Source organism: Halorubrum sodomense, assembly GCF_900111935.1.
GTDB lineage: Archaea > Halobacteriota > Halobacteria > Halobacteriales > Haloferacaceae > Halorubrum > Halorubrum sodomense.
The window spans coordinates 182,549-209,163 of sequence record NZ_FOYN01000004.1 but is presented as its reverse complement, the minus strand read 5'-3'; the positions used below and the strand labels follow the sequence as shown (position 1 = coordinate 209,163).

At 67.7% G+C, this 26,615-nt stretch carries 26 protein-coding genes; 7 read left to right on the top strand and 19 right to left on the bottom strand.

The annotated features are described in order from the left end of the window. Nucleotides 1-580 precede the first annotated feature (580 nt). Nucleotides 581-3,214, top strand: coding sequence for an Eco57I restriction-modification methylase domain-containing protein (locus tag BM286_RS14135; protein ID WP_245779366.1), 2,634 nt, complete (start codon nucleotides 581-583; stop codon nucleotides 3,212-3,214). A 21-nt stretch (nucleotides 3,215-3,235) separates the two neighbouring features. On the opposite strand, the gene BM286_RS15325 is transcribed toward BM286_RS14135, so the two are convergent. The 8 genes from BM286_RS15325 to BM286_RS14100 form a co-directional block, all read right to left on the bottom strand. Further along, nucleotides 3,236-3,688, bottom strand: coding sequence for a hypothetical protein (locus tag BM286_RS15325; RefSeq protein ID WP_143103892.1), 453 nt, complete (start codon nucleotides 3,686-3,688; stop codon nucleotides 3,236-3,238). 51 nt (nucleotides 3,689-3,739) lie between these two features. After that, the gene (moaA, locus tag BM286_RS14130; RefSeq protein ID WP_092923837.1) at nucleotides 3,740-4,744 is read right to left on the bottom strand and encodes a GTP 3',8-cyclase MoaA; all 1,005 of its coding nucleotides are present in this window, start codon (nucleotides 4,742-4,744) and stop codon (nucleotides 3,740-3,742) included. Between the two features lie 115 nt (nucleotides 4,745-4,859). Next, entirely contained in the window at nucleotides 4,860-5,627 is a 768-nt protein-coding gene (locus BM286_RS14125; protein ID WP_092923833.1) for an MBL fold metallo-hydrolase, read from the bottom strand. Between the two features lie 108 nt (nucleotides 5,628-5,735). Beyond that, complete coding sequence (locus BM286_RS14120; protein WP_092923830.1) at nucleotides 5,736-6,161, bottom strand: universal stress protein; 426 nt, start codon at nucleotides 6,159-6,161, stop codon at nucleotides 5,736-5,738. Nucleotides 6,162-6,262: 101 nt separating this feature from the next. Next, a complete protein-coding gene (locus tag BM286_RS14115; protein ID WP_092923827.1) occupies nucleotides 6,263-6,820 on the bottom strand; it encodes a diadenylate cyclase in 558 nt (185 codons plus the stop codon). Nucleotides 6,821-6,961: 141 nt separating this feature from the next. Beyond that, nucleotides 6,962-7,900 (bottom strand): bisanhydrobacterioruberin hydratase, encoded by a 939-nt coding sequence (cruF, locus tag BM286_RS14110; protein ID WP_092923823.1) that lies wholly within the window; start codon nucleotides 7,898-7,900, stop codon nucleotides 6,962-6,964. Then, entirely contained in the window at nucleotides 7,897-8,790 is an 894-nt protein-coding gene (locus BM286_RS14105) for a prenyltransferase (protein WP_394327282.1), read from the bottom strand. Before BM286_RS14105 ends, cruF begins: the two co-directional genes overlap by 4 nt. Continuing rightward, nucleotides 8,787-10,289: a phytoene desaturase family protein gene (locus BM286_RS14100; protein WP_092923817.1), complete on the bottom strand. Its 1,503-nt coding sequence runs from the start codon at nucleotides 10,287-10,289 to the stop codon at nucleotides 8,787-8,789. Before BM286_RS14100 ends, BM286_RS14105 begins: the two co-directional genes overlap by 4 nt. Before the next feature lie 89 nt (nucleotides 10,290-10,378). Here BM286_RS14100 and BM286_RS14095 point away from each other — a divergent pair, with 89 nt between their 5' ends. Beyond that, nucleotides 10,379-11,083 carry an SDR family oxidoreductase gene (locus BM286_RS14095; protein ID WP_092923814.1) on the top strand — a complete coding sequence of 235 codons (705 nt, stop codon included), beginning with the start codon at nucleotides 10,379-10,381 and terminating at the stop codon, nucleotides 11,081-11,083. 553 nt (nucleotides 11,084-11,636) lie between these two features. Continuing rightward, the gene (locus tag BM286_RS14090) at nucleotides 11,637-12,488 is read left to right on the top strand and encodes an SDR family oxidoreductase (RefSeq protein ID WP_092923810.1); all 852 of its coding nucleotides are present in this window, start codon (nucleotides 11,637-11,639) and stop codon (nucleotides 12,486-12,488) included. A 6-nt stretch (nucleotides 12,489-12,494) separates the two neighbouring features. Here BM286_RS14090 and thiE read toward each other — a convergent pair whose 3' ends face one another. After that, nucleotides 12,495-13,127, bottom strand: coding sequence for a thiamine phosphate synthase (gene thiE / locus BM286_RS14085; RefSeq protein ID WP_092923807.1), 633 nt, complete (start codon nucleotides 13,125-13,127; stop codon nucleotides 12,495-12,497). 113 nt (nucleotides 13,128-13,240) lie between these two features. Here thiE and BM286_RS14080 point away from each other — a divergent pair, with 113 nt between their 5' ends. Further along, the gene (locus tag BM286_RS14080) at nucleotides 13,241-14,692 is read left to right on the top strand and encodes an MATE family efflux transporter (RefSeq protein ID WP_092923803.1); all 1,452 of its coding nucleotides are present in this window, start codon (nucleotides 13,241-13,243) and stop codon (nucleotides 14,690-14,692) included. Between the two features lie 60 nt (nucleotides 14,693-14,752). On the opposite strand, the gene BM286_RS14075 is transcribed toward BM286_RS14080, so the two are convergent. The 7 genes from BM286_RS14075 to BM286_RS14045 all read right to left on the bottom strand — a co-directional run bounded on the left by BM286_RS14075 (nucleotide 14,753) and on the right by BM286_RS14045 (nucleotide 22,284). Then, a complete protein-coding gene (locus BM286_RS14075) occupies nucleotides 14,753-15,613 on the bottom strand; it encodes a mechanosensitive ion channel family protein (protein ID WP_092923799.1) in 861 nt (286 codons plus the stop codon). 106 nt (nucleotides 15,614-15,719) lie between these two features. Beyond that, entirely contained in the window at nucleotides 15,720-16,883 is a 1,164-nt protein-coding gene (gene cofG, locus BM286_RS14070; protein ID WP_092923796.1) for a 7,8-didemethyl-8-hydroxy-5-deazariboflavin synthase subunit CofG, read from the bottom strand. A 115-nt stretch (nucleotides 16,884-16,998) separates the two neighbouring features. Continuing rightward, nucleotides 16,999-17,658 (bottom strand): 2-phospho-L-lactate guanylyltransferase, encoded by a 660-nt coding sequence (gene cofC, locus BM286_RS14065; RefSeq protein WP_092923793.1) that lies wholly within the window; start codon nucleotides 17,656-17,658, stop codon nucleotides 16,999-17,001. Nucleotides 17,659-17,673: 15 nt separating this feature from the next. Next, complete coding sequence (locus BM286_RS14060; protein WP_174549019.1) at nucleotides 17,674-18,852, bottom strand: tubulin/FtsZ family protein; 1,179 nt, start codon at nucleotides 18,850-18,852, stop codon at nucleotides 17,674-17,676. Nucleotides 18,853-18,961: 109 nt separating this feature from the next. Beyond that, a complete protein-coding gene (locus BM286_RS14055) occupies nucleotides 18,962-19,858 on the bottom strand; it encodes a complex I NDUFA9 subunit family protein (protein WP_092923787.1) in 897 nt (298 codons plus the stop codon). Between the two features lie 86 nt (nucleotides 19,859-19,944). After that, on the bottom strand, nucleotides 19,945-20,808 hold the full coding sequence (locus tag BM286_RS14050) for a universal stress protein (RefSeq protein WP_092923784.1): 864 nt from the start codon (nucleotides 20,806-20,808) through the stop codon (nucleotides 19,945-19,947). 96 nt (nucleotides 20,809-20,904) lie between these two features. Continuing rightward, entirely contained in the window at nucleotides 20,905-22,284 is a 1,380-nt protein-coding gene (locus BM286_RS14045; RefSeq protein ID WP_092923781.1) for a hemolysin family protein, read from the bottom strand. Nucleotides 22,285-22,453: 169 nt separating this feature from the next. Here BM286_RS14045 and tmk point away from each other — a divergent pair, with 169 nt between their 5' ends. Then, nucleotides 22,454-23,047, top strand: a complete 594-nt coding sequence (tmk, locus tag BM286_RS14040; protein ID WP_092923778.1) for a dTMP kinase — start codon at nucleotides 22,454-22,456, stop codon at nucleotides 23,045-23,047. 47 nt (nucleotides 23,048-23,094) lie between these two features. Here tmk and BM286_RS14035 read toward each other — a convergent pair whose 3' ends face one another. After that, nucleotides 23,095-23,418 carry a hypothetical protein gene (locus tag BM286_RS14035; RefSeq protein ID WP_092923775.1) on the bottom strand — a complete coding sequence of 108 codons (324 nt, stop codon included), beginning with the start codon at nucleotides 23,416-23,418 and terminating at the stop codon, nucleotides 23,095-23,097. A gap of 79 nt (nucleotides 23,419-23,497) precedes the next feature. Beyond that, the gene (locus tag BM286_RS14030) at nucleotides 23,498-24,076 is read right to left on the bottom strand and encodes a DUF5813 family protein (protein ID WP_092923772.1); all 579 of its coding nucleotides are present in this window, start codon (nucleotides 24,074-24,076) and stop codon (nucleotides 23,498-23,500) included. A 150-nt stretch (nucleotides 24,077-24,226) separates the two neighbouring features. On the opposite strand from BM286_RS14030, the gene BM286_RS14025 reads away from it, so the two are divergent. Both BM286_RS14025 and pyrF read left to right on the top strand, forming a co-directional pair. Continuing rightward, nucleotides 24,227-25,540, top strand: a complete 1,314-nt coding sequence (locus tag BM286_RS14025) for a carboxylate--amine ligase (protein WP_092923769.1) — start codon at nucleotides 24,227-24,229, stop codon at nucleotides 25,538-25,540. Nucleotides 25,541-25,587: 47 nt separating this feature from the next. Next, a complete protein-coding gene (pyrF, locus tag BM286_RS14020) occupies nucleotides 25,588-26,418 on the top strand; it encodes an orotidine-5'-phosphate decarboxylase (protein ID WP_092923766.1) in 831 nt (276 codons plus the stop codon). A gap of 25 nt (nucleotides 26,419-26,443) precedes the next feature. On the opposite strand, the gene BM286_RS15695 is transcribed toward pyrF, so the two are convergent. Continuing rightward, nucleotides 26,444-26,584 carry a hypothetical protein gene (locus BM286_RS15695; protein ID WP_167603423.1) on the bottom strand — a complete coding sequence of 47 codons (141 nt, stop codon included), beginning with the start codon at nucleotides 26,582-26,584 and terminating at the stop codon, nucleotides 26,444-26,446. Between the last annotated feature and the right edge of the window lie 31 nt (nucleotides 26,585-26,615).

Here is a 26,615-nt window from a genome sequence, read left to right as displayed (position 1 = left end):
CAACGCTTGTTTGACTAGGCGACGACACTGCTCAACGAAGTCGAGGAGATCGACTTCCATGGACAGAATCGATTTCCTCGGCTTCGTCCTTCTACTCCGTGATAACAGCTGATTAGATCGCTATTCAACACAGCAAGATACAGAGGAACTTACTCCCGAGCAGAAGGAGAGTCTTAATGAACTCTCTGTCCTTGAGCAGGAAAGATACGTAGATCTTGGTGCTGCGGACTACTTTAGACAGCGATATCAGGAAGTCCCAGTACAATATCAGACTGGAGCTAATGATGAAGGATATCAACTCTTTCTTGACGCTGTTACTGATTCACTAGATGAAGTGACGGAGGTGATGGAGACGTTCTTTGATAATTATCGAGATCGACCCAAAAACTCTTATCCGAGAAAATTCCTTGATTCGACTTTCCCAGATTGGAAAGATTGGCGTGCGTATACGGGGAAAACGGACGATGCTAAAGAGGCGTTCTGTCGAGAGACAGCTTACATCGTTCTGAATCGGGTTCTTTTCGCTCGCATTGCCGAGGATAAGGAGATTGTCGACCGAACTCGATTGTCCTCTCGTGGTATGGCTGATGCGTTGGATAGAGACGAAGAAAATCCATATCTCGACGGTCTTACTGAAACCTACGACACAATTGATGATCACTACCCAGACCTCTACGAGCTAGGAATATTCGACTGGTGGTGGGTCAGTCGGGACAAGAGGCAACAATTTTCATCAGACGAGAGACGCCAGCAAGGTCAGTTGGAGGATGAACTTGACTACACCCTTCGGAAAGTTCTGAAGCGGTTGAATCGGTTCGATTTCCAGTATGTCAATCGGGACATCCTCGGTCAGGTGTATGAAGATTACTTGCCGAAAGACGAACGAAAGGAGCTTGGTGAATACTACACTCCTTTAGAGGTCGTTCAGTATATGTTTGACAGTATAGACTACTCAGCAACCGAGAATATTGGACGAAAGAATGTTATTGATCCTGCCTGTGGTAGTGGTGGATTCCTTACTGAAGCTACAGAGAGGCTAATACAGCACTTCTTAGACAAATTCAATAAAACGAGTGTCCATAGGCTCGATGCCGAGCAAGCCCGTACAATTCTGGAGCGTGTAGAGGATAATATCTATGGAATAGACATCAATCCCTTCGCCGTTCACATCACCCAAATCAATCTGCTTTTCAGAACAATTGATTTGTACGATAAAATCACAGAGAACGACCCTCATTACACAATGAGCGGTTTCGAAATACACGTAGCTGACACTCTATCTCCTACTCTGCTGGAACAACAAAATGGGGATGGGGAAGAGCAGTCGTCCCTTCACCAGTTTGCTGACTACAATGGACGAGCTCAGTCATTCATCAACGACAGGACCGCCGTAGACCATCTCAAAGATGAGGAGGAGTTCGATGTTGTTGTAGCAAACCCACCCTACGTTCGGAGTCAAAATTTGGGTGATATGAAAGAGACGTATTCTAACCGTTATTCCAGCGCCATCAAGAACTTCGATATCTATGTCCCGTTCATCCAGCGGGGGATTGAATGGTTGTCTGATGATGGACAGCTAGCGTACATTACCCCGAACCGACTCATCAATGCGGACTATGCTAAGGAGATACGCAACCAGTTAACAAAAGAACCAATTACAACACTTCTTGACTTCCGTGAGGCAGACGTGTTTGACGTACCTACACCCTATCCGTCTATCATTACGGTAGACAGGGAGCAATCAATTGAAGATAGGGAGGTACTCTGTGGTCGGTTTGATGAGAAAACAGACGACGCACTAGACGAGATAACACATCTTGATGAGTGGGGGACGCCCGACAATGCCGAAGGGTATGAACTCTACAAGTACCCTCAGAACAGTCTTGAGCGAGACAATCAGGATAGTGCCCTACAAACGTGGAAACCGATGCCGACTCCAGAGCGACAGGTATTCGATAAAATAGAGGATAATGCTGAGCTCCGAGTTAGCGGTGTAATGGACGAGGTGTTCCAAGGTCTTGCTACGAGTGCTGATAAGGTCTATATCGGCCATATTATTGAGGAAGTCGAGGATGGTGTCGTCAAATTCCAACCGACTGGTAGCGATGAACCATCTCTTGTTGAAAAACAAGTCCTGAGAAAGGTACTCAAGGGGGGTGAAATCAGAAGGTGGAAGAACGATTGGCAAGGTCTCTGGTTGATTTTCCCCTACGATGTTTCGGGAGATAGTGCTGATTTACTCTCCGAAGAGGAACTTGAAGACAACTTTCCCCACACATGGGACTTCTTCAATGAGTACGAAACAGAATTGAAAGACAGAGAATCAGGTCGAATGTGGGGTGAGGACGACTGGTATGGATACATCTACCCGAAAAATCTCGTTAAATTTGACCCCAAGAAGATTATTGTAGGTGTTTTGCGTCAAGAGCCGTCGTTCGTTCCTGACGCTGACGGAGAGTACTACTTCGTCGGTGGAGGTACAGCAGGCGGCTACGGTCTACACGTGCGGCAGGAGTATGCTGATGATGAAGAGGACCTACTCTACTACGCATCAATCCTCAACTCCCGTGTCTTAGAGTACTATCACAAACACATCTCGTTCATTTTCAACAGCAAATACTACTCGTACGGGCAGACCTTCCTTGAACCTCATCCGCTCACAGTTCCCGAAGAAGAGCTCAAAGAAGATATCATCTCAATAGCCGAGAGCATCAAAGAGCGGAATGATATAATCTCAGAGTTAGCCTACAAGATGTCTGACGTACAGAACTACTTGCCTGAGTACGAGCAAAATCGGAGTATACTCGACATAGCCAGCTCCATCGAGTTGGATGACGACGACTATCGTCAGGACCCAATACGGACAGACGAAAAGATGGATGTAGAGACCGCAGAGCACGTCTACCAGCTGGTGATGAAGCGGGGACATTACATCGACTTTGACTCGGAAGATGTTCGTGACTTTGTGTATCAGCTACTTACCGCACAAAACAGGCGTCTCACAAGGATGGAAATCCTCAATATGTCTGTTCCATCTAAGGAAGGAATCCAGCGCCTGATGAGTGAACACAAAGACAACATTGACCGTATTGAGGGGTTAGAACGGGAGTCGATGGCTGAGCAAGCAGAGTTGGATGAGATAATTCTGGAAGATGTATATGGTCTCTCGCAGGAAGACAAGCAGATAATCGACGAGTATCTGGATGTCTGGTAATAGAGAAGTCTGTTAAGATTCTCAGAAGTCGGATTTTTCAGAGGAGCCATAGAAGCCTATTCCGAACAAAAGCAAGAATATTCCTGCTAATTCTATCTTTGGAAAGGCGTACCCAGAACACATCACCAGAACAGTACCGAGTGCTCCAGTTTTTCCTCTCTTGTCCCAAATGTAGAAGAACCCCAAGATCATCTCCGTAGCAGATAGAATCATCAAAGAAGTCAGAATAAAAGATAGAGATGAAGGCCCTATTATTGAGGTCAGGCTAACGAGTTCTCGGATTATCATCGTGTCTGGGTCGACGTTAAATCCTAGATACAACCCTGAAACAAATCCTCCACCAAGATGGGTTTCGGTTGCTTTGTCGGTGATCGTGTCTACAAATCCGTGTCCGATCCTAATAAGAAAGATTGAGAGTAACCACACAGCAACGAGGGAGAGGATCTGCTGTGGACTCGGCTCAGGACCGAGCAATGTTATTCATCTCCATACTCTGACTGAAACGAGACCCCCCACGAGTCGAGTTCAGTCCGCCGCGCTCGGCGTCCCGAGGTACTTCTCGTTCAGTTCGTACTCGCCGCCGTCGCCCTCGACGAGGTACTCGCCGTAGTAGGGCACGCGGTTCGCCACCACTTCCTCGAACGTCTCCGCGATCTCCTCGCGGGTCATCTCGCCCATCGAGCGGAGGTCGTCGTTGCGGTTGAGACACCCCTTCAGGTATCCCTCGTGGGTGACGCGGACGCGGCCGCAGTTGGCGCAGAACTCCTCGTTCTCGACGGGGTCGACGATCTCGACCATGCCGCCCGTCTCGTCGTCGCTCTCCTCGCCGACGAAGTACCGCTTCCGGTCGTGCATCTCGCGGTGCTCGACGCGGTCGGCCTTCTCCGCGAGCCAGTCGTGGACGCGCCCGATGTCGACGTTCCACTCGGGCTTGCCGGTCAGCTCCGGCATGTACTGGATGAGCTGGAGCTGGAGCCCGTCGTTGTCCGCGACGTGCTCGACCATCTCTTCGACGTAGCCCGCGGTGTGCGTGAACACGACCATGTTGAGCTTCACGGGGTCGAGCCCGGCGTCGACGGCGGCTTTGACCCCCTCCAAGACCTTCTCGTAGGCGCCCGACTTGGTCACCTCCGCGAAGTCGTCCGGGTCGAGCGCGTCCTGCGAGACGTTGACGCGGTCGAGCCCGGCGGCCTTCAGGTCCGCGGCGCGCCCGGGGAGGAACGTGCCGTTCGTCGTCATCGACACCTCCATCGAGTCGGGCGTGCGCTCGATGATCTCTTCGAGGTCCTGCCGGAGCATCGGCTCGCCGCCCGTGAACTTGACGGCGTCGACGCCGTACCCCTCGACGACCTCCAGGAAGCGGACCACGTCGTCGGCGCTCATCTCCGACTCGCTCGGTTCCATCGGCCCGCGCGTGTCGCCTAACCCCTCGTTGTGGCAGTAGACGCAGTCGAAGTTACACCGGTCGGTGAGCGAGATCCGTACCCCCGTCACCTCCCGTCCGAAGTCGTCCGCGAGTGGGCCGGCCATGCGCGATGGAAGCCACTACGCGCGCTTAAGTATCCGGGTCGTTCGTGCGACTGTGTAACACTCACCGGTTACGTTACGGCCGCGACGCGGCATGATTTTAGTTACGAATCCGGCGTCACAGCGACACGCGGAGGCCGTCGGTCGCGACGCGCACCTCGCCGTCGAACCCCGCCGCCGCGACCTGTTGCTCCATCTCGCGCTCGCGGCCGCCGGTGTGCGGGTAGAGGTGCGACAGGAGGAGCGTCCCGACCTCGGCGCCCGCGAGCGACTCGCCGAGGCTCGTCGGCGTCGGGTGGTTCGACACGTCGACGTCGTCCGGGAACGAGCAGTCGTGGACGAGCAGGTCGGCGCCGTCCGCGAACCGCGCCATGCCCGCGAACGCCTCGGTGTCGCCCGAGAGGACGAGCGGCCCGGCGGCGGCCTCTGCGTCCGAACTCGGCGGCGAGAAGCGGTAGGCGAACCCGTCCATCGAGTGGCGCGTCTCGCGGGCCGCCACGTCGAACCCGCCGGCCGCGAACGGCCGCGACGCCGACACCTCGCGGACGGCGAGGTCGATCCGCCCGTCGAGGTAGTCGTGGACGTCGAGCAGGCCGTCGACGAGCGACTTCGTTCCCGCGGGGCCGACCACTTCCAGGTGCTCCTCGCCGGCGAGCCAGCGCGCCTTGAGGAGCGGGAGGAGCGCGGCGACGTGGTCGAGGTGGTGGTGAGTCAACAGGACCGTCGAGACGCCCTCGTAGCCTGTGTCCGTGCCGGCGAGCCGCTGGAGGACGCCGCTGCCGCAGTCGACGAGCAGCGACCGGTCGCCGTCGTCGAGGAGGTACCCGGCCTGCGCGCGGTCGGGGACCGGCATCGCGCTGCCGGACCCGAGGACGGTGAGTTCCATGCCCGTCGGTCGCGTCCGCACTCACCTAATTCGCTCGGACGCGCGGCGGACGGCCGGGCGCTCCCCCGCCGGCCGGGCGCCGGCGCCCGAGCCCGGGGGACGAGCCGCCTACTTGATGAGGAACACCGGCACCGAGGCGTCGTCCGCGACGCGGTCGGAGACGCTCCCGAGCGACCGGATCCGCTCGCGGGGCGACTTCCCCTCCGGGCTCATCACGATCACGTCGATGCCGGCCTCGTCGGCGTACTCGACGATCTCCGTGTCTGGCGTGCCGTGGGCGATATGCGTCTCGGCGTCGAGGCCGGCCGCGGCGGCCGCGTCGGCGACCGCGTCGACCGCGGTCTCGCCCTGCGATTCGAGGTCCTCGACGACGTCGTCGTGGAGGTCGCCCGAGTTGGCGGTCGCGATCCGCTGGTCGACGACGTACAGCGCGTGGAGCGTCGCGTCGTGGTCGGTCGCGAGCCGGACCGCGTGGTCGAGCGCCCGGTCGACGGCCTCGCTCCCGTCGGTCGGCACCAGAATCTCGTCGTACATGCGTCGGGGTTCGCCCGGCCGGGGCTTAACGGTGGGGCCTCGGTGTCGGCCTCCGAGAGCGCCGTGCGCGCCGAGAGCGTCGCGCCCCGCGCCGGCGGGCGCTACTCGCCGCGCCAGCGGCCGCCGATCTCCTCGCGCCGCATGCTGTTCGCCTCGCCGTCGCGGAACACGCTGACGCGCCCGGTCTCCTCGCTCAGCGTCACCGTCGCGACGACCTCCGGCCGGACGGAAGTCTCGATCGCGCTCATGTGTCGCGACCCCATCCACGGTTCGTAGCTCACGTCGTCGACGAGGTCGGCCTCCTCGTCGCGGGTGCCCAGGTCGCGGAACCTCACCATCTGGCGCTCCACCTCCCCGTCGACCGCGACGACGACGCCGCCGTCCTCCCCGACGCTCACCGACTCGGCGGCGGTCGCGAGCGCGTCCTCGTCGAGGACGGACGGACAGGTGTCTCGGGGCCAGCGGTTCTCGCCCATCGGGTCGGCGTACGCGCCGTAGTCGCTGTCGCCGATGACAGCGAAGTAGAGCCCCGGACCCTTCACGTGCGGCTCCTCCCACCCGTCGAAGGAGACGCTGACGTGTTCGGCGCAGTACGTCAGCCGGTCGACGACCTCGCACACGCGCCCGTGGTCGCCGTACTCGATGGCGAGGTCGCTCATCGCCGTCGGTCCTCCCGGTTGGGTCGTTCCGTTCGATTGCCGCCGTCGGTCACGGTCGGGAGGACGGGTCCGGGGTATATAAGTGCGGCCGAGTCGGTCGGCGCCGCGGTGAGGGCCGAGGGCCCCGAGTTCCGCCCGCGTTCACGACCGTCGCCACTCCGTGAACGGCCGCGTGTCGAACCGGTCGGCGCGGACGAGGCCGACGCCGAACCCGGCCGCGACCGCCGCGGGCAGGAGGTTGCCGAACCAGACGTTGATCCCGCCCCAGAGTATCACGAAGCTCACCATGTCGTCGAGCATGAACTCGCAGTCGCGGAGCCGTTCGCGGATCCCCGCCGCCGCGAAGGCGCGGTCGAGCGTGACGACGGCGACGATCGCGGACAGCACCCAGCCGGCGTAGTTCGAGACGGGCACGCCGTAGAACGCGCCGCCGCCGAAGTCCCAGAAGCCGAGCGAGACCGCGCCGGGGTCCAAGACGACGTCCATCGCGACGACGACCGGGATCACCGTCGCCAGCCGGACCCACACGCTGTCGGCGCGCGGGCCGAGCAACAGCAGGCACAGCAGGTAGGCGTTGGTCACCAAGGGGATGAAGAACACCGGGAGCGCGACGGGCACGCCCGCGAGCATCGGTCCGAGGTCGACCGTGTACGCGAACTCGCCGTACGGCCACCCGGTCGCGACGCCGACCCCCTCGATGAGATACGTGTACGCGGTCAACACGCCGATCCAGCCGAGCGCGCGGCGGCCGATCGTCGGCAGTACGCCGACGACCAGCGGCGAGCGCATCACGATCACGCCGAACAGCACGAACCACGGGTGGAACGCGAACGGCTCGGGCACCCACCCCTCGGCGCTGCCGACGAGCGCGACCGCCCCGACGAGCGGGAAGACGACGGCGATGGTGAAGCGGTTCTCGCGGACGAGCCGGTCGAGCAGCGCCTCGGCCTCGCGGCGCGTGTCGGGCGCGCGGTCGCGGAGCGCGTCGAGGCGCGACCCGGTCGTCGCGGTCGCGGCGCCGCCAGCGGACTCGCCGGCGACCGACCCGCCCTCCGCCGGGCCGCCGTCGCCGTCGCTCACGGGAGCGCCTCCCAGAGCGGGTACACCCGCCAGAGGCCGCCCATCGACAGCAGCGTGCCGACGACGGTGTTCAGCGCGGGGAACCACCAGTAGGCGCGGTCGACGGAGACCGACGACCGGGCGACCCACGCGACGAACACCGGGTAGACGCCGAGCAGGAGCCCGAGCCGGAAGTCGACCAGCCAGAACCCGGCGGCCGCGGCGGTCCACGCCGCGAAGCAGTAGGCGTACGTCCGCGCCTCGCCGAGGAACGTCGCGGTCGTATCGATCCCCGCCGCGCGGTCCGGCTCGATGTCCGGGATGGCGGAGAACGTGTGCATCCCCATCGTCCAGAGCCACGCGCCGGCGAGCGCCGCGAGCGGGGGGTGCGCGCCCGCGACCGTCGCGTACGCCGCCGCGCCCGGCAGGGCGTACAGCCCGTTCGACAGCGAGTCGAGCAACGGCGTCGTCTTGAACCGGGCGGGCGGGGCGCTGTAGCCGACCGCTAAGACGAGGAACCCGAGCAGGTACGGCCACGCGACGCGGGGCGTGATCGCGAGCGTCGCGAGTCCGAGGAGCCCCGACGCGACGACGGCGGCGACCACCAGGCGGCTCCCTCGCCAGCGCGCCTCGCGGCCCTCCTTTTTGGGGTTCAGTTCGTCGATGTCGGCGTCGAACACGTCGTTGACGCCGTAGAGGAACACGTTTGCGGGAACGAGGAAGTAGGCGGCGAGCGCGACCGTGACGGGCGTGAACAGCCCGCTCACGCCGCCGATACCGTAGGTGACGCCGACCGCGACCGGGCCGGCGAGGTAGAGCCAGAACCGCGGCCGCGACAACACCAGCAGGTACCGAAGCCCCTCGCTCCCGCTCCCGGCGGATCGGTTCTGGTCGCTCACGGCCGTCATCAGACGTCGTCGTCGGTCATCGCTTCCGCGGTCAGCCCCCCGCTTATCAGGCACATCGGGACGCCGATGCCGGGCGTCGTCGTCGACCCCGTGAAGTAGAGCCCGTCGACCGCGTCCGAGACGTGCGGCGGGCGCAGCAGCGACGTCTGCGTGAGCGTGTGCGCCAATCCGAGCGCGCTGCCCGCGTAGCTGTTGTACCGGTCCGCGAAGTCGTCGACCGAGAACGTCTCCTCGACGACGATCCGGCCGCGGAGATCGGTGTCGGTGTTCGCCGCGATGTCGTCGATCACGAGGTCGCGGTAGCGGTTGCGGATCTCCGGCGTGTCCGCCAGTCCGGGCGCGACCGGGACGAGCGCGAAGAGGTTGCTGTGGCCCTCCGGCGCGACGGAGTCGTCGGTCTTCGAGGGAACACAGAGGTAGTACGCGGGGTCGTCTGGCCACTCGGGGTCGTCGAAGATCTGCGCGAAGTGTTCGTCCCAGTCGGTCGGGAGGACGAGCGTGTGGTGTTCGAGGTTCGGCACGTCGCCCTCGACGCCGAGGTACAGCAGGAAGGCGGAGGGGGCGTACGTCCGCGACTCCCAGTACTCCTCGGTGTACTGCCGCTTCCGCTCGGGGAGCAGCTCCTGTTCGGTGTGCGCGTAGTCCGCGTCGGAGACGACGCGGTCCGCGAGGTAGCGCTCGCCGTCCTCGGTGTCGACCGCGAAGGCGCCGTACCGCCCCTCGATGCCCGTCACCTCGGCGTCGGTGACGAACTCGACGCCGAGGTCCTCGGCGAGCTCGACGATGCCGTCGACGACGGCGGCGATCCCCCCGTCGGGGTAGTAGACGCCCATGTTGTAGTCGACGTGGCTCATCAGGTTGTACAGCGCCGGCGTGTTCGTCGGCGAGCCGCCGAGGAACACGAGCGTGTACTGCATCAGCTGCTGGAGCTTCGGGTGGTCGAAGTAGTCCTCGACGTGGCCCTGCATCTTGCCCAGCAGCGAGAGCCCCCACGAGTAACGGAGGACGTCTCTGTCCACGTAGTCGCGCAGCCGCGGGCGGTCCTCGTACACGAAGTGCTCCATCCCGATCTCGTAGGTGCGCTTCGACTCCTCCAGATAGGCGTCGAACGCCTCGCCCGCGCCCGGCTCGTACGACTCGAAGATCTCCCGGTTCCGCTCGCGGTCCGGCAGCACGTCGACCTTGTCACCGTCCTTCCAGAACACTCGGTAATGCGGGTCGAGCCGCTCTAACTCGTAGAACTCGTCGGGCGACCGGTCGAAGTGGCCGAAGAACCGCTCGAAGACGTCCGGCATCAGGTACCACGACGGCCCCATGTCGAACCGGAAGCCGTCGACTTCGAGCCGACTGGCGCGCCCGCCGAGCTGCTCGTTCTTCTCCAGCAGGGTGACGTCCGCGCCGGCGTCCGCGAGGTAACAGGCCGTCGAGAGGCCGCCGAATCCGCCGCCGATCACGACGACGGACTCGCCGGCGAGGTCGTCGATGTCCGGGACCACGTCCATACACGAACGTTGGGACGGCGACGGTATAAATCCGGCCAGATGCGGCGAGAGGATACCACTAAGTCATCGACGAACGTAGCCGACTTTACATGGATCTGACGGTCGCGATCACCGGGGCAACGAGCGGCATCGGGCGAGCCGTCGCCGAGGCGTTCGTCGACGAGGGGGCGTTCGTCGCCGTCTCCGGCCGCGACGGCGAGGCCGTCGATCGGACCGTCGCGGCGCTGAACGACGACGAAGACGGCGACCGCGGCACGGCGTGGGGCGACCGCGTCGACGTGCGCGACGAGTTCGACCTCGAACGCTTCTTCGAGCGGGTCGCCCGCGAGGCCGGCCCGGTCGACGTCGCCTTCGCGAACGCCGGCGTCTTCCACGGCGCGCCGGGCGAGCGCCCGACGACCGAGGTCACGTACGCCGACTACGACGACACGATGCGGACGAACGCCCGCGGCGTGTTCGCGACCATCTCCGAGGCGGTTCCCCACCTCGCCGACGACGCACGTGTCATCGTTCCCTCGGGGTCGGTCGCGGCCGAGTCGAAGCCCGGGATGGGCGCGTACGCCGTCTCGAAGGCGGCCGCCGAGGCGGTCGCGCGCGGCTTCGCGGCCGACCTCGACGCGACCGTCGGCGTCGTCGACCCGGGGCTCGTCGCGACCGACCTCACCGGGAAGGAGCGCGCCCGCGACCCCGAGAGCGTCGCGCCGCTGTTCGTCTGGGCCGCCACCGAGGCGCCCGCCGAGGACCTGAACGGCGAGCGGTTGGGACTCCGGGAGTGGAAGTCCGCGACGCGATAGGGGTGGATTGTAGCCGGGTTAGCGGCGAAGGTCGCGAGGGGCGCAGCCATTCATTTATAGATACCTGATCACACAGCGGCGGCAGACACCTCCAGAGCCCCAGTCGCTCGCTGATAAACATCTGTTCGCAGATCGATGACGAACACCTCCAAAGCTCCAGCCGCTCGCTGATAAACATCTGTTCGCAGATCGATGACGAACACCTCCAAAGCCCCAGCCGGGAGGCCGCCGTACGCTCGCTGCGCTCCTCGCTCAGTCGCTGACGCTCCTTCGCTGCGGTGCTTACGTCGCCTACGGCGACCTCGCGGCTGCCCCTTTGAGTCCCACCCCGCACAGCACCTCACGCCTCCCCAGCCTCGCGGTTCGCGCTCTCCGAGCGCTCACCGCGTCCCTCGCGCGTGCTGCTCGGCCGCAACGCGGCCTCGCAGGCACGCGCCACCGCGGTTGTCAGTTATAAACGATTGTCGCCGCCGCACGTCGGTATTTAAATTCCACCTCGTCGATTCCGCGCTCGACCACCGAGAATTATCCCGCGGTCGACCGAACGTGGGGTATGCCACTCGCGGACCCCGATCTCTCGGGCTCGACGGCGTTCATCACCGGGACGACTCGCGGCATCGGCAAGCAGATCGCGCTCGCGCTCGCCAAGCGGGGCTGTAACGTCGTCTCGACGGGCAAAACGACGGACGACGACGACTCCGAGCTGGCGGGATCGATCGAACAGACGGCCCGCGAGGTGCGCGAGCGCGGGCCCGAGGCGCTCGCGCTGGAACTGAATCTCCGCGACGAGGAGCGCGTTGAGGAGGTCGCCGAGGAGGCCATCGATCACTTCGGCGAGGTGGACATCGTCATCAACAACGCGAGCGCGATCCAGCTGGCGAACGTCGCGGACCTGCCCGCCGACCGCTTCGACCTCCTCACCGACGTGAACGTCCGCGGGACCCACCTCGTCGCGCACGCGTTCGCGGACCACCTCGCGGACCTCGACGAGGCGTGGCTGCTGACGAACGCGCCGCCGGTCACGACCGACCGCTCGCCGGGGAAGGCGCCGTACGCGTGGTCGAAGCTCGGCATGTCGTTCGTCACGCTCTCGCTCGCCGAGGAGCTGGCGGGCGACGACGTGGGCTGTAACACCTTCTGGCCGGTGACGACGATCGACACCCGGGCGACCCGCTACTTCGGGCTCGGGACCGAGGACGACTGGCGAAGCCCGGAGATCGTCTCCGACGCGGTCCTCGAAATCCTCGCGCGGGACCCGGCGGAGTGTACGGGCGAGAGCTTCTACGACGAGGCCCTGCTCCGCGAGGCGGGCGTGACTGACTTCTCCGAGTACAACCTCACCGAGGGCGATCCGGAACCGATGTCGGCGCGGCTGTTCGACCCGGAGTTCGAACGCGAGGACTGAGGCCCCTCACTCCGTCACCGCGTCCCGAATCGCCGCGGTCGCGGCCTCCGGGTCCTCGGCGGCCGTGATCGCCGACAGGACTGCCACGCCGGCCGCGCCCGCCTCGACCACCGGCGCCGCGTTGTCGGCGTCGATCCCCCCGATCCCGACCACCGGGATCTCGACCGCGTCGACGACCGCGGCGATCCGCTCGGTCCCGATCCCGTCGCGGTCACCGGAAACGTCCTTCGAGTCGGTGCCGTAGACGGCGCCGACGCCCAGGTAGTCGGCGCCCGCGGCCTCGGCCGCCTCGGCCCCCTCGACCGTCGAGGCCGAGACGCCGACGACCGCCGACTCGCCCAGCTGTTCCCGGGCGACCGCGACCGGGAGGTCGGACTGGCCGAGGTGGACGCCGTCGGCGTCGACCGCGCCTGCGAGGTCGATCCGGTCGTTGACGATCAGTGGCACCCCGGCCTCGTCGGTCTGCTCGCGGACGCGGAGCCCCGTCTCGTAGCGCTCCCGCGCGCTCGTCGCCTTGTCGCGGAGCTGGACGACGTCGACGCCGCCCTCCAACGCGGCCGCGACGACCTCCGGCGTCGTCCGCCCCGCCGAGCGGCCGGCCGCCGTGACGAGGTACGTCCGCCATCCGTCGATATTCACACATGGTACGAGCGGGTGGTCGGATAAAAACGGTTGCGCTCCCGGCGCGGTCGAGCGCGGGGACGCGGGTCGGACGGACAGACACAAGCCGGCCCGCCCCCTATGTCGGTCCAATGCTATCCCGGCTCCGGAACGGCGCCGCGCGCGTCGCCGAGGCGGTCGCGGGCGCGCTCGACCGGGCCGGCGTCATCGACCGGTCGCGGCTCGACGAGACGATGGGACTGGCGTGGCCCCGGATCGTGACGGGGTTCGCGATCATGTCGAAGAACACCGTCGACCTCGCGGTGATCGGGTACGCGGTCGGCGTGTCGGCCGTCGCGGGGATGGGGTTCGCGTTCGCGTACTGGCAGCTGGCGAAGTTCGTCTCCATCGGGCTCGCGGGCGGCACCGTCTCGCTCGTCTCACAGAACTACGGCGGCGACGAGCGCGGGCGGGCGGGGCTGGTCGTCAAGCAGTCGCTGATCGTGGCCGCGCTCCTCGTCGCGCCGATCGTCGCCGGCTACGTCCTCGGCGCCGAGCGCCTGATCGCGCTCGTCGGCGGCGACGGGGCGGCGCTGTTCGCGGGAACCACCTACCTCGTCGTCACGGCGCCCGCGCTCGCCTTCGAGTTCTTCAACATGATCGCGAGCCGGACGTACGCCGGCGTCGGAGACACCCGCACCCCGATGATCGCGCGCGCCGGCGGCGCGCTGCTGAACGTCGTCCTCACGGTCTGGCTCGTCCTCGGCGCCGGGCTCGGCGTGTTCGGCGCCGGACTCGGCACCGCGGTCTCCATCGCCGCGGTCGGGCTGGTCCTCGCGTGGGGGATGACCGGCCGGTCCTACTTCGGCCGCGGCGCCTCCCCCGTCCCGGTCGGGCGCTCCGGCCCGTGGTTCGACGCCGGGCTGACGCGTCAGCTGCTGCGGGTGTCCGCGCCCCTCATCGCCCGTCGAGTCGCGGAGGGGATCGTCGTCTTCCCGCTCCTGTGGATCGCGTCGTCGTTCGGCCAGGCGACCGTCGCCGCCTTAGAGGTCGGCCGCCGCGTCAGGGCCCTGCTCGGCAGCTTCAGCTGGGGCTTCTCCATCGCCGCCAGCACGCTCGTGGGCCAGCGGCTCGGCGCGGGCGAGGAGACGCTCGCGACCGCCTACGGCCGCGACGTGATCGCCTTATCGGCGGTCGTCTACGTCCTCGCGTCGACCGCGGTGATCCTCGCCGCGCGTCCGATAGCGGGCGTGTTCGTCGACGGTCCGGCCGCGGTGAGCGCGACCGCGGCGTTCGTCGTCGCCGCCGCGATCTCCGCGGTTCCGCTGGGGGTCGACGGCTCGATCACCGGGTCGCTCCGCGGCGCGGGCGACACCCGATGGCCCTTCGTCGCGTCGATGATCGGGCTGTACGCGTTCGCGCTCCCGGCCGCGCTGGTCGGGCTCGCGACGCCGCTCGGCGTCGGCGGCCTCTACGCGGCGCTGGTGGCGGAGAAGCTCGTGCCGGCCGGGCTGAACGGCTATCGATTCCGGTCGAACCGGTGGCAGGCCGTCAGCCGCAGATACCGGCCCGGCGCGGGCGACGCGGAAGAGGAAGCGGGGTAGGGCGGGTAGGGCAGGTGAGGCGGGTAGGGCGGTGCGGACGGCCGCGGGCGTCGCGGCGGCCTACTCGTCGGCCGCGACGTCTTCGAGCACTTCGACGCTCCCGGTGAGCTGCCGGTGGACGTACGGCATGTCGATGCCGGCGTCGTCGAACGCCTCCTTCACGGCGGTGACGTACTCGGAGCGCACCCGGACGAAGTCGCCGCGGTCGGGGTCGTCGATCCACCAGCGCGACTGGAGGCCGACGGCAGAGTCGCCGAGCTCGACGAGCCGGACCGAGACGCCCGGGTCGTCGAGTATCTCGTCGTGGGCCTCCGCCTGCTCGACGATGATGTCGGTCGCCTCGCCGATGTCGTCGTCGTAGCCGATCCCGAAGACGAACTTCTGTCTGAGCGTGTCGTAGGCGACGGGGTTGGTGACCGCGCTGTTCGCGAGGTCGCCGTTCGGCACCGTCACCAGTTCGTTGTCGAACGTCCGGACCCGCGAGACCCGCAGGTCGATCTCCTCGACGCGACCGGACTCGCCGTCCCACTCGATCCAGTCGCCGACCTCGAACGGCTTGTCCTTGAGGATGAACACGCCGGCGACGAAGTTGCCGAGGAGGTCCTGCGCGGCGAACCCGACCGCGAGCGCGATGGCGCCGCCGAACACCGCGAACGCCGAGAGGAAGCCGCCGTAGCCGGCCACGGCGAAGCCGATCGCGATCGCCGCGACCCAGACGACGGCGTTGAGCACGTTCGTCCCGAGGCTCAACACCGCCTCGTCGAACCCGCGCGACCTGACGACCCGCCGGAGTCCCGGGATAAGTACGTACTTGCCGAGCAGCAACACCGCGAGGAAGCCGGCGAGGAATCCGACCACGGACGTCGCGATCGCCGCGACGTCGACCGCGTTCGCGACCGCGTCGAGCTGTAAGGGGTACATCGTCCACCCCTTCACGAGACTATATAAAGAAGCTACTGGCAGCGCGGTTGTTTATTTCCGGTGCGGGACGCGGCCGGTCGGGCGCCCCGCTCGCGGGGAGGGTCGGTCAGTCGCTCCGCACGGCGAGCGGCCCGTCGCCGCGGGCGACCGCGCGCAGCCGCCGCCCGTGGACGTCGTCCGCGGCGATCCGCTCCCGGACCGCGGGCGGGATCCACGCCTCGCGGCCGTCGGGTTCGGGCGCGGCGTCGACGTCCCCGGGCCGGAGGTCTTCGGGGAGGAACCGCGCGTACGTCGGGAGCCGCTCGCACAGCGGCACGCCGCCGGCGTCCGCGACGGCTTCGAGTCCGCGGAGGTCGGGCCACTCGTAGGCGGGGTTGATGTAGTCGTCCGTCACCGGCGAGACGCCGCCGAGGTCGTCGATCCCGCAGTCGACGAGGTCGGCCGCCGGCGAGAGGTTCGGGGGAACCTGAACGGACACCTCGGGCGGGAGCGCCGCGCGCGCCATCGCGACGACCCGGCGCATCGTCGCGAGGTCGGGCTTCGGGAAGTCCGAGCGCTCGTTGGGGACGACGTTCTGCACGATCACCTCTTGGACGTGGCCGAACCGCTCGTGGAGCGCCCGGATCGCGAGCAGGCTCTCGGCGCGGTCGCGCCAGTCCTCGCCGATGCCGACTAAGATCCCGGTCGTGAACGGCACGCCCTGCCGGCCCGCCGCGCGGATCGTGTTGAGCCGCTGGCCGGGGGTCTTCCGTCGCCCTCCCGAGTGCGCGTCGACGTCGGCGGTCGTCTCCAGCATTACCCCCATCGACGCGTTCACCTCGCGGAGGGCGGCGAACTGGGCCTCCGTCAAGTCACCGGGGTTCGAGTGGGGGAGCAGCCCCTCCTCCAGGGCGATCTCGCAGGCCCGGTAGAGGTACTCGTGTATCGAGTCGAACCCCCACTCGGCGAGCGTGTCGTGGACCTCGGTGTACCGGTCGTCGGGGTCGTCCCCGAAGGTGAACAGCGCCTCCGTACAGCCCGCGTCGGCGCCGACGCGGCACTGCTCGCGCACCTCCTCGGGCGAGAGCAGCGACGCCTCGCCGGGGACGTCGTAGTAGGTACAGTACGTACAGGTGTACCGGCACGCCGTGGTGAGCGGGATGAACACGTTGCGCGCGAAGGTGAGCCGATCGGCGGCGTCGACGTTGGAAGGGCGCACCGAGAGCAGTCGCTCGACCGCGCGCTCGTCGACCGCGACGTCGACCCCGTACTCGTCGGCCCCGGCGAACACGGCCGTCACTCGCGGTCGGCGTTCAAAAAGGATCGCGGTTGCGGATCCCGTTGCGACACCTGATTCGGTTACGCCGAGAGGAAACGGAACCGCGGATCGGTTTCGACTCCCTCGCTCACTCTCGCGTGACCGCGACGCGGCCCTCGGAGGCGTCGAGCGCGAAGCCGGCCCCGCGGAGCCACGTCGCCGCCCGCCCCTCGCCGTGGATCAGCACTTCCGCGAGGTCGGCGGGTTCGTCGACGTCGGTGCCGAGTCGGTGCGAGTCGACCGCGGCGAAGTCGGCCCCGATCTCGGCCGCGATCTCGCGGTGGTCGAGGTACGACGCGCCGTGGTAGTCGACCCGGAATTCGGGGTGCGTGGCGACGAAGGCGTTCGTACCGCCGCCGCGCCCCGGAGCGACCGCGACGTCGGCGTCGCGCCCGGCTTCGAAGAGTCGTCGCAGCGCCGCGGGAGTCGCGAGCGCGAGGTCGGCCATCACGACGGCGACCGGTTCGAGGGAGCCGTCGATCCCGGCGCCGTCCTCGCCGCCGGTTCCCAGCCGCGCGCCCAGCGCCGCGTTCACCGCGGTCGTCAGGGGGCGATCGTCGACGGTGACCGGGTGATCGAGGTCGACGGCGTCGGTCGCGAGTATCCGGGGGTCGCCCCCGGCGGCGACGACCGCGTCCAGCACGTCGTCGAGCATCGCCCGCGCGAACTCGCGCCGCTCCTCGGGCGAGAGGGCGTCCGAGAGCCGCGACTTCGGGCGGTCGGTCGAAAAGGGGACGATGACCTCCATCGCGAACGGCGGCCCTTAGAACAGGGATTCCAGCTCGTCGCTGTCGTCGCTGACGAGCTCGTCGAGGTTCTCGTCGCTCTCCTCGCGGATCTCGTCGAGGTTGTCCTGCGCCTCGATGGCGACCTGCTGGAGCTCCTTGATCCGCGGGACGTTCGTGACGCCCGCGAGCAGGATGACCGTCGCGACGAAGCCGGCGCCGCGGTACGGGTAGTCCCCGCCGCGGACCTCCATCGAGCCGGTCTGCTCTTCGAGCCACTTGCGACCGCGCTCGATCCCCTTCCGGTTGAGGTACTCCGGCGGGCCCGCGAGCACGAGCAGCGCGCGCTCCGCGCCCTCGATCTCGCAGGGGAGCGTGAGCCGGCCGAGCGCCGCCTTGCGGACGAGGCTGGTGATCCGGTTCGTGGTGTGCGCGCTGTCGAGCTCGTCGTCGTCGCCGTCGTCTCGGAGCCGCGAGAGCAGGCCGCCCGAGGAGCGCTCCTCGACCTCCTCCTCCGCGTAGCCGACCGTGGAGACGCCGCCGCCGGAGAGCGTGTTGATGATCTCCGAGGAGTCGACGACGCTCTCGGCGACCTCCTGACCCTGCTGGATCTCGCCGGCGCCGAAGAGGATGCCGAACCGTCGGACGATCTCCTCGTTGATCTCCTCGTAGCCGCCCTGGACGGACTCGCCCGTCTTCCGCCAGGCGTCGTTGTCGAACACCATCAGGTTGTCCACCTCGCGGACGAACGTCTGGAACGAGCGGGCCGCGTTGAGGGTGTAGATGCCTCCCTCGTCGCTGCCCGGCAGGATCCCGAGCCCGTAGACGGGCTCGGTGTAGATGCGCTTGAGGTGTTTCGCGAGCACCGGCGCGCCGCCGGAGCCCGTCCCGCCGCCGAGGCCGGCGACGACGAGGAAAGCGTCGACCTCGTGGACCGGGATCGAATCGATGGCGCCCTGGACCTCGTCGATGTCCTCCTCCGCGATCTCCGCGCCGAGTTCGTTGTCCGCGCCGACCCCGTGACCCTTCACCCGGGACTGCCCGATGAGGACGCGCTGACTCTCGTCGATGTGTTCGAGCCCCATGAGGTCCGCCTTCGCCGTGTTGACGGCCGCTGCGGCCCGCACGATCTCGGAGCCAGTCCGCTTGTCGTACTCCAAGAACTTGTCGACGACTTTACCCCCCGCCTGTCCGAATCCGATCATTGCGAGTTTCATCGTGTGCTCCCTCCGCGTTTGAACTGAACAGAACGCGATCTCGTATATAAGCCTTCGGTTGCCGTTACCAGCGGTGATATTAGGACGCTTGACACGTTCGCGTCGCCGGTCATCGGATCCCGAGGTGTTCGCCGAGCGTGGTCAGTTCGGCCGGGTCGACGCCGAACGCGCCGACGTCGTTGTCGGCGGTCGTGTTATCGAACTTCAGCGAGCGGTACTGGTCCGGGCCCATCGGGAACCCGGGCACTGCGCCGAGGACGGAGAGCCCGATCTTCGCCAGCGGCATCGGCAGGGGGACGATGGTGACGCCCTTCCGCTCCGCCTCGTAGACGAGGTCCGTCACCTGCCGGAGCGTGAGCACCTCCGGGCCCCCTATCTCGTAGGTCTCGCCGACGTGCTCGTCGTCGGTCACCGCGGCGGCGATCATCGGCACGAGGTCCTCGACGTGGGCCGGCTGGAACCGCGTCTTCCCGCCGCCGGGAAGCGGGTACAGCGGGACGCCCGGCGCGAACATCCCCTTCAGCCGCTTGGTGAACGAGACGAACTCCCCGCCCTCGCCGAAGACGACCGAGGGGCGGAAGATCGTCCAGTCGAGGTCGCTCTCGCGGACGATCGCCTCCGCCTCGCCCTTGGCGCGGATGTAGGCGGTGTCTCCGTTCGGGTCCGCGCCGAGCGCGCTCAGCTGAACGAACCGCCCGACGCCGCCCGCCTCGGCCGCGCGGACGAGGTGCTCGGTCCCGCCGCGGTGGATCCGGTCGTGCATCCGGTTGCCGCCGTCCGGTTCGAACAGCGGCGAGAGCGCGACCAGGTTCACGACCGCGTCGTGGCCGTCGACGGCCGACGCGATGGAGTCGTAGTCGGTCACGTCTCCGGAGACGCCAGTCACTCCGTCCGGCGTTTCTTCGGGCGATCGGGAGAGCGCGGTCACCGCGTGGCCGTCGGCCGCGAGCGCGCGGCAGAGATACGAACCGATGAATCCGGTCCCGCCGGCTACCAACACTTTCATGCGTGGTATCTCGCGTGGAAGCCCCGTAAACCTACCGCGGCGTCAGACGCTCGGCGGCGGTCCCGCGTCGATCCGGCGCGTCGAGATCACGCCTCGTCAGACACCGGAACCGTCAACACCGGCACGGGTGCGCTCCGGAGGGTGCGCTCGGCGACGCTCCCGAGCAGGTACCGGCCCACGCCGGTCCGCCCGTGGGTCCCCATCGCGACGAGGTCGACGCCGGGGTCGTCGACGTACGCCCGGATCCCCCGCGCGGCCGAGGAGGCGACCTCGACGGCGCCGACCGCCTCCAGCCCGGCCGCCTCGACGCGCTCGACGCCCTCGGCGACCGCGTCGTCGGCGTACTCGGAGAGCACGTCGACCTCGACGTGGTCCCCGAGACCGACGCCGCCGGTGTCGACGACCGAGAGGACGTGGACCGTCGCCCCCGCCCGTTCGGCGATCGGGATCGCGCGGTCGAGCGCGGCGGTCGCGGCCGGGCTCCCGTCGGTCGGCACCAACACGTCCTCGTACGGGTACGGGACGGCCTCGTCGCCCGGACGGAGCGCCAACACCGGCACCGGCGACTGCCGGACGACGCGCTCGGTCGTGCTGCCGACGAGGTGTTCGACCCCCTGCCGCCCCCGCGTCGACATCGAGACGAGGTCGGCGCCGACCTCCTCGGCGTACGCGGCGACCGTCTCGGGGACGCCCCCCTGCCGGACGGCCGTCTCCGCCTCCACGCCGCGGTCCGCGGCGCGGGCGGCCGCCTCATCGACGATCGACTCGCCCTCCTGTTCCAGCACGTCGACTACGTCGCCGCCGATTCGGGTCACGCTGTCGCGGGTCGTGTCCGCGACGTGGAGAAGGTGGACCGTCGCGCCGTGGTCGGCGGCGATCGCCAGGGTGTGCTCGAAGGCCGCCGCGGCCGCGTCGCTGCCGTCGGTGGGGACGCAGATCCGGTCGTACATACGCCCCCGGTCGCGCCCGCGGGTAAAAAACGCTCGTGTGGTTGCCGCGCTGCGGGACCGTCCGGTCCCGGTCGCGGGAGGGAGACGCTCGTCCCGCTACGCGGCGTCGCCGGGCGACTCCGCGTCGGCGTCCGATCCGTCACCGGCGTCGCCCGACTCGTCCGAGCCGTCGCGCCGCGTGACGCGCACCGTCGAGATGCGCGCGCCGTCGACCGCGGTGACCTCGAAGGCGTACGCCTCGGTCTCCGCGACGTCCCCGACCTCGGGGGAGCGCCCGATGCGGTCGAGGACGTACCCGCCGAGCGTCTCGTAGCCGTCGCCACTGAGGTGGGTCCCGAGCGCGTCGTTGACGTCGACGAGCGCGACGGACCCGTCGGCCTCGTGCGTCCGGTCGCCGGTCCGCCGGATCGTGTGGCGGCGCTCGGCGACGTCGAACTCGTCCCGGAGGTCGCCGACCAGCGCCTCGGCGACGTCCTCGACGGTGGCGATCCCCTCGAAGGCGCCCCACTCGTCTATCACCGCCGCCATCTGTCGGCGCTCGTCGCGGAACTGGACGAGGAGGTCGCTCGCGCTCGTCGTCTCCGGGACCACGAGTATCTCGCGCGCGAGGTCCCCCGCGGTGGCGTCGGCGTCGTCCTCTTCGGTCGCGCGCAGCACGTCCTTCACGTCCACGTAGCCGACGACGCGGTCGGCGTCGTCGCTCCCGACGACCGGGTACCGCGTGTGCCCCACGTCGAGGACCGTCTCGCGGATCGCCGCCAGCGACGCGTCCGCGGGCAGCGAGACCACGTCGGGGCGGGGGACCATCAGCTCGCGGGCCGCGGTGTCGTCGAGCTCGAAGACGCCCTCGATCATCGCGACCTCGGACTCGTCGACGTGGCCGGCCTCACCTGATCGGGCCAGCACGCGCCGGATCTCCCGCTCTTCGAGCGTCTCGTCGCTCTCGGAGGCGGGCGGCACGCCGATCAGGCTCGTGAACGCGTTCGCGGTGCCGTTGAACACCGCGATGCCGGGCGAGAAGATCAGGTACGCCAGCCGCATCGGCGGCGCGAGCAGCAGCGAGATCCGCTCCGCCTGCGCGATGGCGATCGTCTTCGGCGCCAGTTCGCCGAAGACGACGTGGAGGAACGTGATGACGGAGAACCCGATCGCGAACGCGACGAGGTGGACCGCCCCCTGCGGCAGGATCCCCCCGAGGACCGGTTCGATGAGCGCCGCGACCGCGGGCTCGCCGATCCACCCGAGCCCGAGCGACGCGAGCGTGATCCCGAGCTGGGTCGCCGCGAGGTAGTCGTCGAGGTTGGTCATCACCTCCTGGAGCGTCTCCGCGCCGGCCGTCCCGTCCTCGACCAGCTGGTCGACCGAGGTGGCCCGGATCCTGACGAACGCGAACTCCGAGGCGACGAAGAAGCCGTTCAGCGCGACCAACACCAGCGCGCCCGCCACGCGAGCGAACGAGACGGCGATCGCTACCATCCGACCCCTCCGAGCGCGCGACCGACCGCTGAGTCGACGACCATGCCCGCCGTTCGGGGAGCGGTCACTAAAAAGGGCGGTCGGACGGGCGTCGCGCTCGCGGCGAGGCGCCCCGGACTGCGCCGCCGCGACCCGGGTCGTTTATTCGTCGCGGCGGCGGAACGCCACCATGCTGATCACGCTGGAGGGGCTCGACGGCAGCGGCAAGACGACCGTCTGGGAGGCGCTCCACGACGTGTACCCCGACGCGACGTTCACCCGCGAACCCACCGACAGCTGGTACGGGGAGGCGGTGGCGCGGTCGATGGGCGACCCGGAGGCCGACCCGCTCGCGGAGCTGTTCCTGTACACCGCCGACCACGCGAACCACCTCTCGGAGACCGTGCGGCCGGCGCTTTCCGACGGCGACCTGGTGATAGCCGACCGCTACTCGGACTCTCGGTTCGCCTATCAGGGGGCGACGCTCGCGCGCGCCGACGCCGGGATCGAGCGGCCCGTGGAGTACGTCCGCGGGATCCACGCCGCGTTCTCCCGCCCGCCGGACGCGACGATATACCTCGATCTGGATCCGAAGACCGCGGCCGAGCGCGCCGGCCGGACCGACAAGTTCGAGCGAGACGGCTACCTCGCGGCCGTTCGCGACAACTACGAGCGCCTCATCGACGCCGACCCCGGCCGGTTCCACCGGGTCGACGCGACGCGCGCGCCAGAGGACGTGGTCGCTCGCGTCGAGGAAGTCGTCGCGGACCTCGTCGAACGCTGAGAGGCCTCCGGTTCGCTCGAACGCTGAGATCCCTGTTCGCGAGTCCCTCAGCGCGTGTCCGGCAGTTCGTACTCCTCTGGCGACGGGACGTAGAGGTAGTCGATCGCGACGCCCAGCGCCAGCGGGAGCGCGACCAGCAGCGACAGCAGGATCGTCGAACTCCCGACGTCGATCCCGGTCCCGACGCCGAGCACGCCCGTGAAGACGATCGTCGAGACGAACAACAGCACTGGCGTCAACACGAGCGTGTACACGACGGATCCCCACGACGTCGAGAGCTGAATCCGAAAGAATCGGGTCGCGACCCCGGCGAGGAACGTGTGGAACGCGACCAAGGCGAGGAGGCTGCCGAACCCGAACAGCGCGAGCATGGTCGCCGTACGGGCCGCCGACACTTCCCCCTATCGTCCCCGGACCGGGTCGCCGCCGCTCAGACGGCACCGTCGCCGCTCAGACGGCACCGTCGCCGCCCTGCCGGCGCGCGGCCGAGAGCAGGTCCGAGACGGGCTCCGTGTACTCGTAGCCGGGAATCACGCCCTGGACGTACGTCCCCTCGACGAAGTCGATCAGCGCGCCCGCGTCGTCGACGCCGCGACGCTCGTTGCTGTCCGTGAACGCGTAGGTGACTCGGATCTCGTCGCCCTCGCGCTCGACGACCGGATCGAACTCGCGCTCGCGGCGGGTGACCCCGCCGACGTCGACCGCGCGTCGCTCGAAGGTGTCGGCCCAGCCGTCCTCGACCACGGCGGCGACCTCGTCGGCGGTGACCGCCGAGAGCATCGGCACGCGGACGGTCACCGCGAATCCGATTCGTTCCGCCTCTGTCGGCTCGGCGCGGACGCGCCCGTCGAACGCGGTCGTCGTCGAGACCCACGCGTCGCCGTCGCGCTCGAAGGAGCCGCGGTCCGCGAACGCCCGCCGGACCCGGTCGGGGAGTTCGTCGGCCGCGTCGGGCTCGTCGGCCGCGTCGGGCTCGTCGACCGCGTCGACGCGCTCGGCGTCCGGTTCGGCGTCGTCGGATTCCGTCATACCGATCCGGAGGCGACGCGGCCTGAAAAGGCGCTCGCGTCGACCGCGAGAGCCACGCCTCCGGTGTCGACGCGTCGCTTCTCGTCGTCGATACGGGCACTCCGAACCGGTACGTGGGACGCTTTTGTGCGTCGACCGACGAGACGGGGTATGGCAGACCAGTTTCGATCCACCGAGGGACTGATCGACGCGCTCGCGGACGCCGACTTCGACCGACCGCCGGCGCTCGTCAGCAACGCGCACATCACCGGACTCGGCGTCGCTCACGCGCTCGACGCCCACGACGTGCCCGTGATCGCGCTCGACCGCGCGGGCGGCGCCGGCGACGCCGGCGACGCTGGGACCGGGACCGTTACCCACGACGGGCTCGCCCCGCCGTCCGACGCGGTCGACTTCGCGGGGGCGGTGACGTACCCGCTCGACGACCTCGACGGGTTCCGCGAGGACGTGGAGGCGATCGTCGACGCCGCGGGCACCGAGGCGGTCGCGTTCGGCTGTATGGACGAGTGGGCGCTCTCGTACGCCGAGGCCGACCCGGACGGCGTCCGACTCCCGTTCGCGGGGAGCGAGACGCTCGACGACGTGTTGAACAAGTCGGAACTGTACGCGACCTGCGAGGCGCTCGGCGTGCCCTACCCGGAGACGTACCGGCTGGCGGAGACCGCGGCGGCGGGGACGCGAGACGCGGACGCGTCGGTCGAGGAGGCCGCCGACGCGCTCGGCTTCCCGCTGGTGGTGAAGCCCGAACTCAAGCGCGACTTCGAGGAGGCGTTCGGTACGAACGTGATCGAGGTCGCGGACCGTGAGGAGTTCGCGGACGTCGTCGCGGCCGCGAGCGAGGAGGGGATCGCCGTGATGGCCCAGAAGCGCGTCGACATCGCGACCGGGAAGGACCACTCGCTTGCGTCGTACGTCCCCCCGTCGGGGAGCGACGACGCGCTCGCGGTCGTCGGCAACGCCGCGGTGCGATACCCGCGCGACTTCGGCACCTCCTGTCTCGTCGAGACCGCGGACGAACCCGCGATCGAGGAGCGCGCGCTCGCCGTCCTCGACGACGCGGGCTACCACGGGATCAGCGAGTCGGAGTTCGTCTACGACGAGGCGCGCGACGAGTTCCTGCTGCTCGACGTCAACACCCGGCCGTGGAAGTGGATCTCGATGCCGGTCGCCGCGGGCGCGAACCTCCCGATGGCCGCCTACGCCGCGGTCACCGACGCGACCTACGAGTCGGACGGCGTCGAGCCGACGCGGTGGGTGTACCTCCCCGACTACCTCTCGCTGCTCGCGGGCGATGAGACGTTCTGGGACCAGCTGTCGGCCGCCGACTGGCGACGCCTCGTCTCCGGCGAGTTCGAGCGAGAGGGGAACCTCACCACCGGCGTCTACCGCCCCGCCGACCCGGGACCGGCCGCGAAGCTGTTCGAGACGGAGTTCGTCGACCGCGAGTACTACTGCTCCTGTTAACGAGCTCGGAACACAACGGTTAGTGCGCCCGCCGCCACAGGGCGCGTATGGGTTTCTTCGAGACGCTCGCGGACCGGATCGACGCGGTCGACAGCGTCGTCTCGGTCGGGCTCGACCCCGACCCGAGTCGGCTCCCCGAACACGTGACCGACGCCGACCTCCCGCGGTGGGCGTTCAACCGACGGATCATCGACGCGACCCACGAGCACGCCGCCTGCTACAAGCCGAACGCGGCGTTCTACGAGGACCCCGACGGCTGGCGCGCGCTCCGCGAGACCGCGGCGTACGCGGAGGGAAAGGGGGTCCCGGTCCTCCTCGACGCCAAACGCGGCGACATCGGCAACACGGCGCGGCGGTACGCCGAGGTCCTCGACCACGTCGACGCGATCACCGTGAACCCGTACCTCGGGCGCGACTCGCTCCAGCCGTTCCTCGACCGCGCGGAGAAGGGCGTGTTCGCGCTCTGTCGCACCTCGAACCCGGGCGGCGCCGACCTCCAGGACCTCGAACTCGCCTCGGGCGAGCCTCTCTACGAGCGCGTCGCCGCGCTCGCGGACGTGTGGAACGCGAACGACAACGTTGGCCTCGTGGTCGGGGCGACGGCGCCGGAGGAGCTGGCCGAGGTCCGCGAGATCGTCCCCGAGATCCCCTTCCTCGTGCCCGGCGTCGGCGCGCAGGGCGGCGACGCAGAGGCCGCGGTCGAGCACGGGCTCGCGGCGCGCCCGGACCTCCCGGTCGACGTCGGCCTCGTGAACTCCTCGCGCGGGATCATCTTCGCCGGCGAGGAGTCGAGCCGCCCCGGCGACGAGGCGACCTACTTCGGCGCGGCGGGCGACGCGGCGAAGCGGCTCACGAAGCGGCTGAACCGGCACCGATAACGACCGGCTCGCCGAGCGAACCGAGCTACCCGCGGCCGGCGGCGCACCCGGAGCAGGCGCGCGCGCTCTCGTCCCAGTGGTCGTCGCAGACGGCGCGCCCGCAGCGGTCACAGGTCCGGCTCGCCGTGGCCGCCTCGCAGACCTGACACAGGCCGGTGAGGCTCATACCCGGCGATCGGGTCGCACGCCTTATGAGG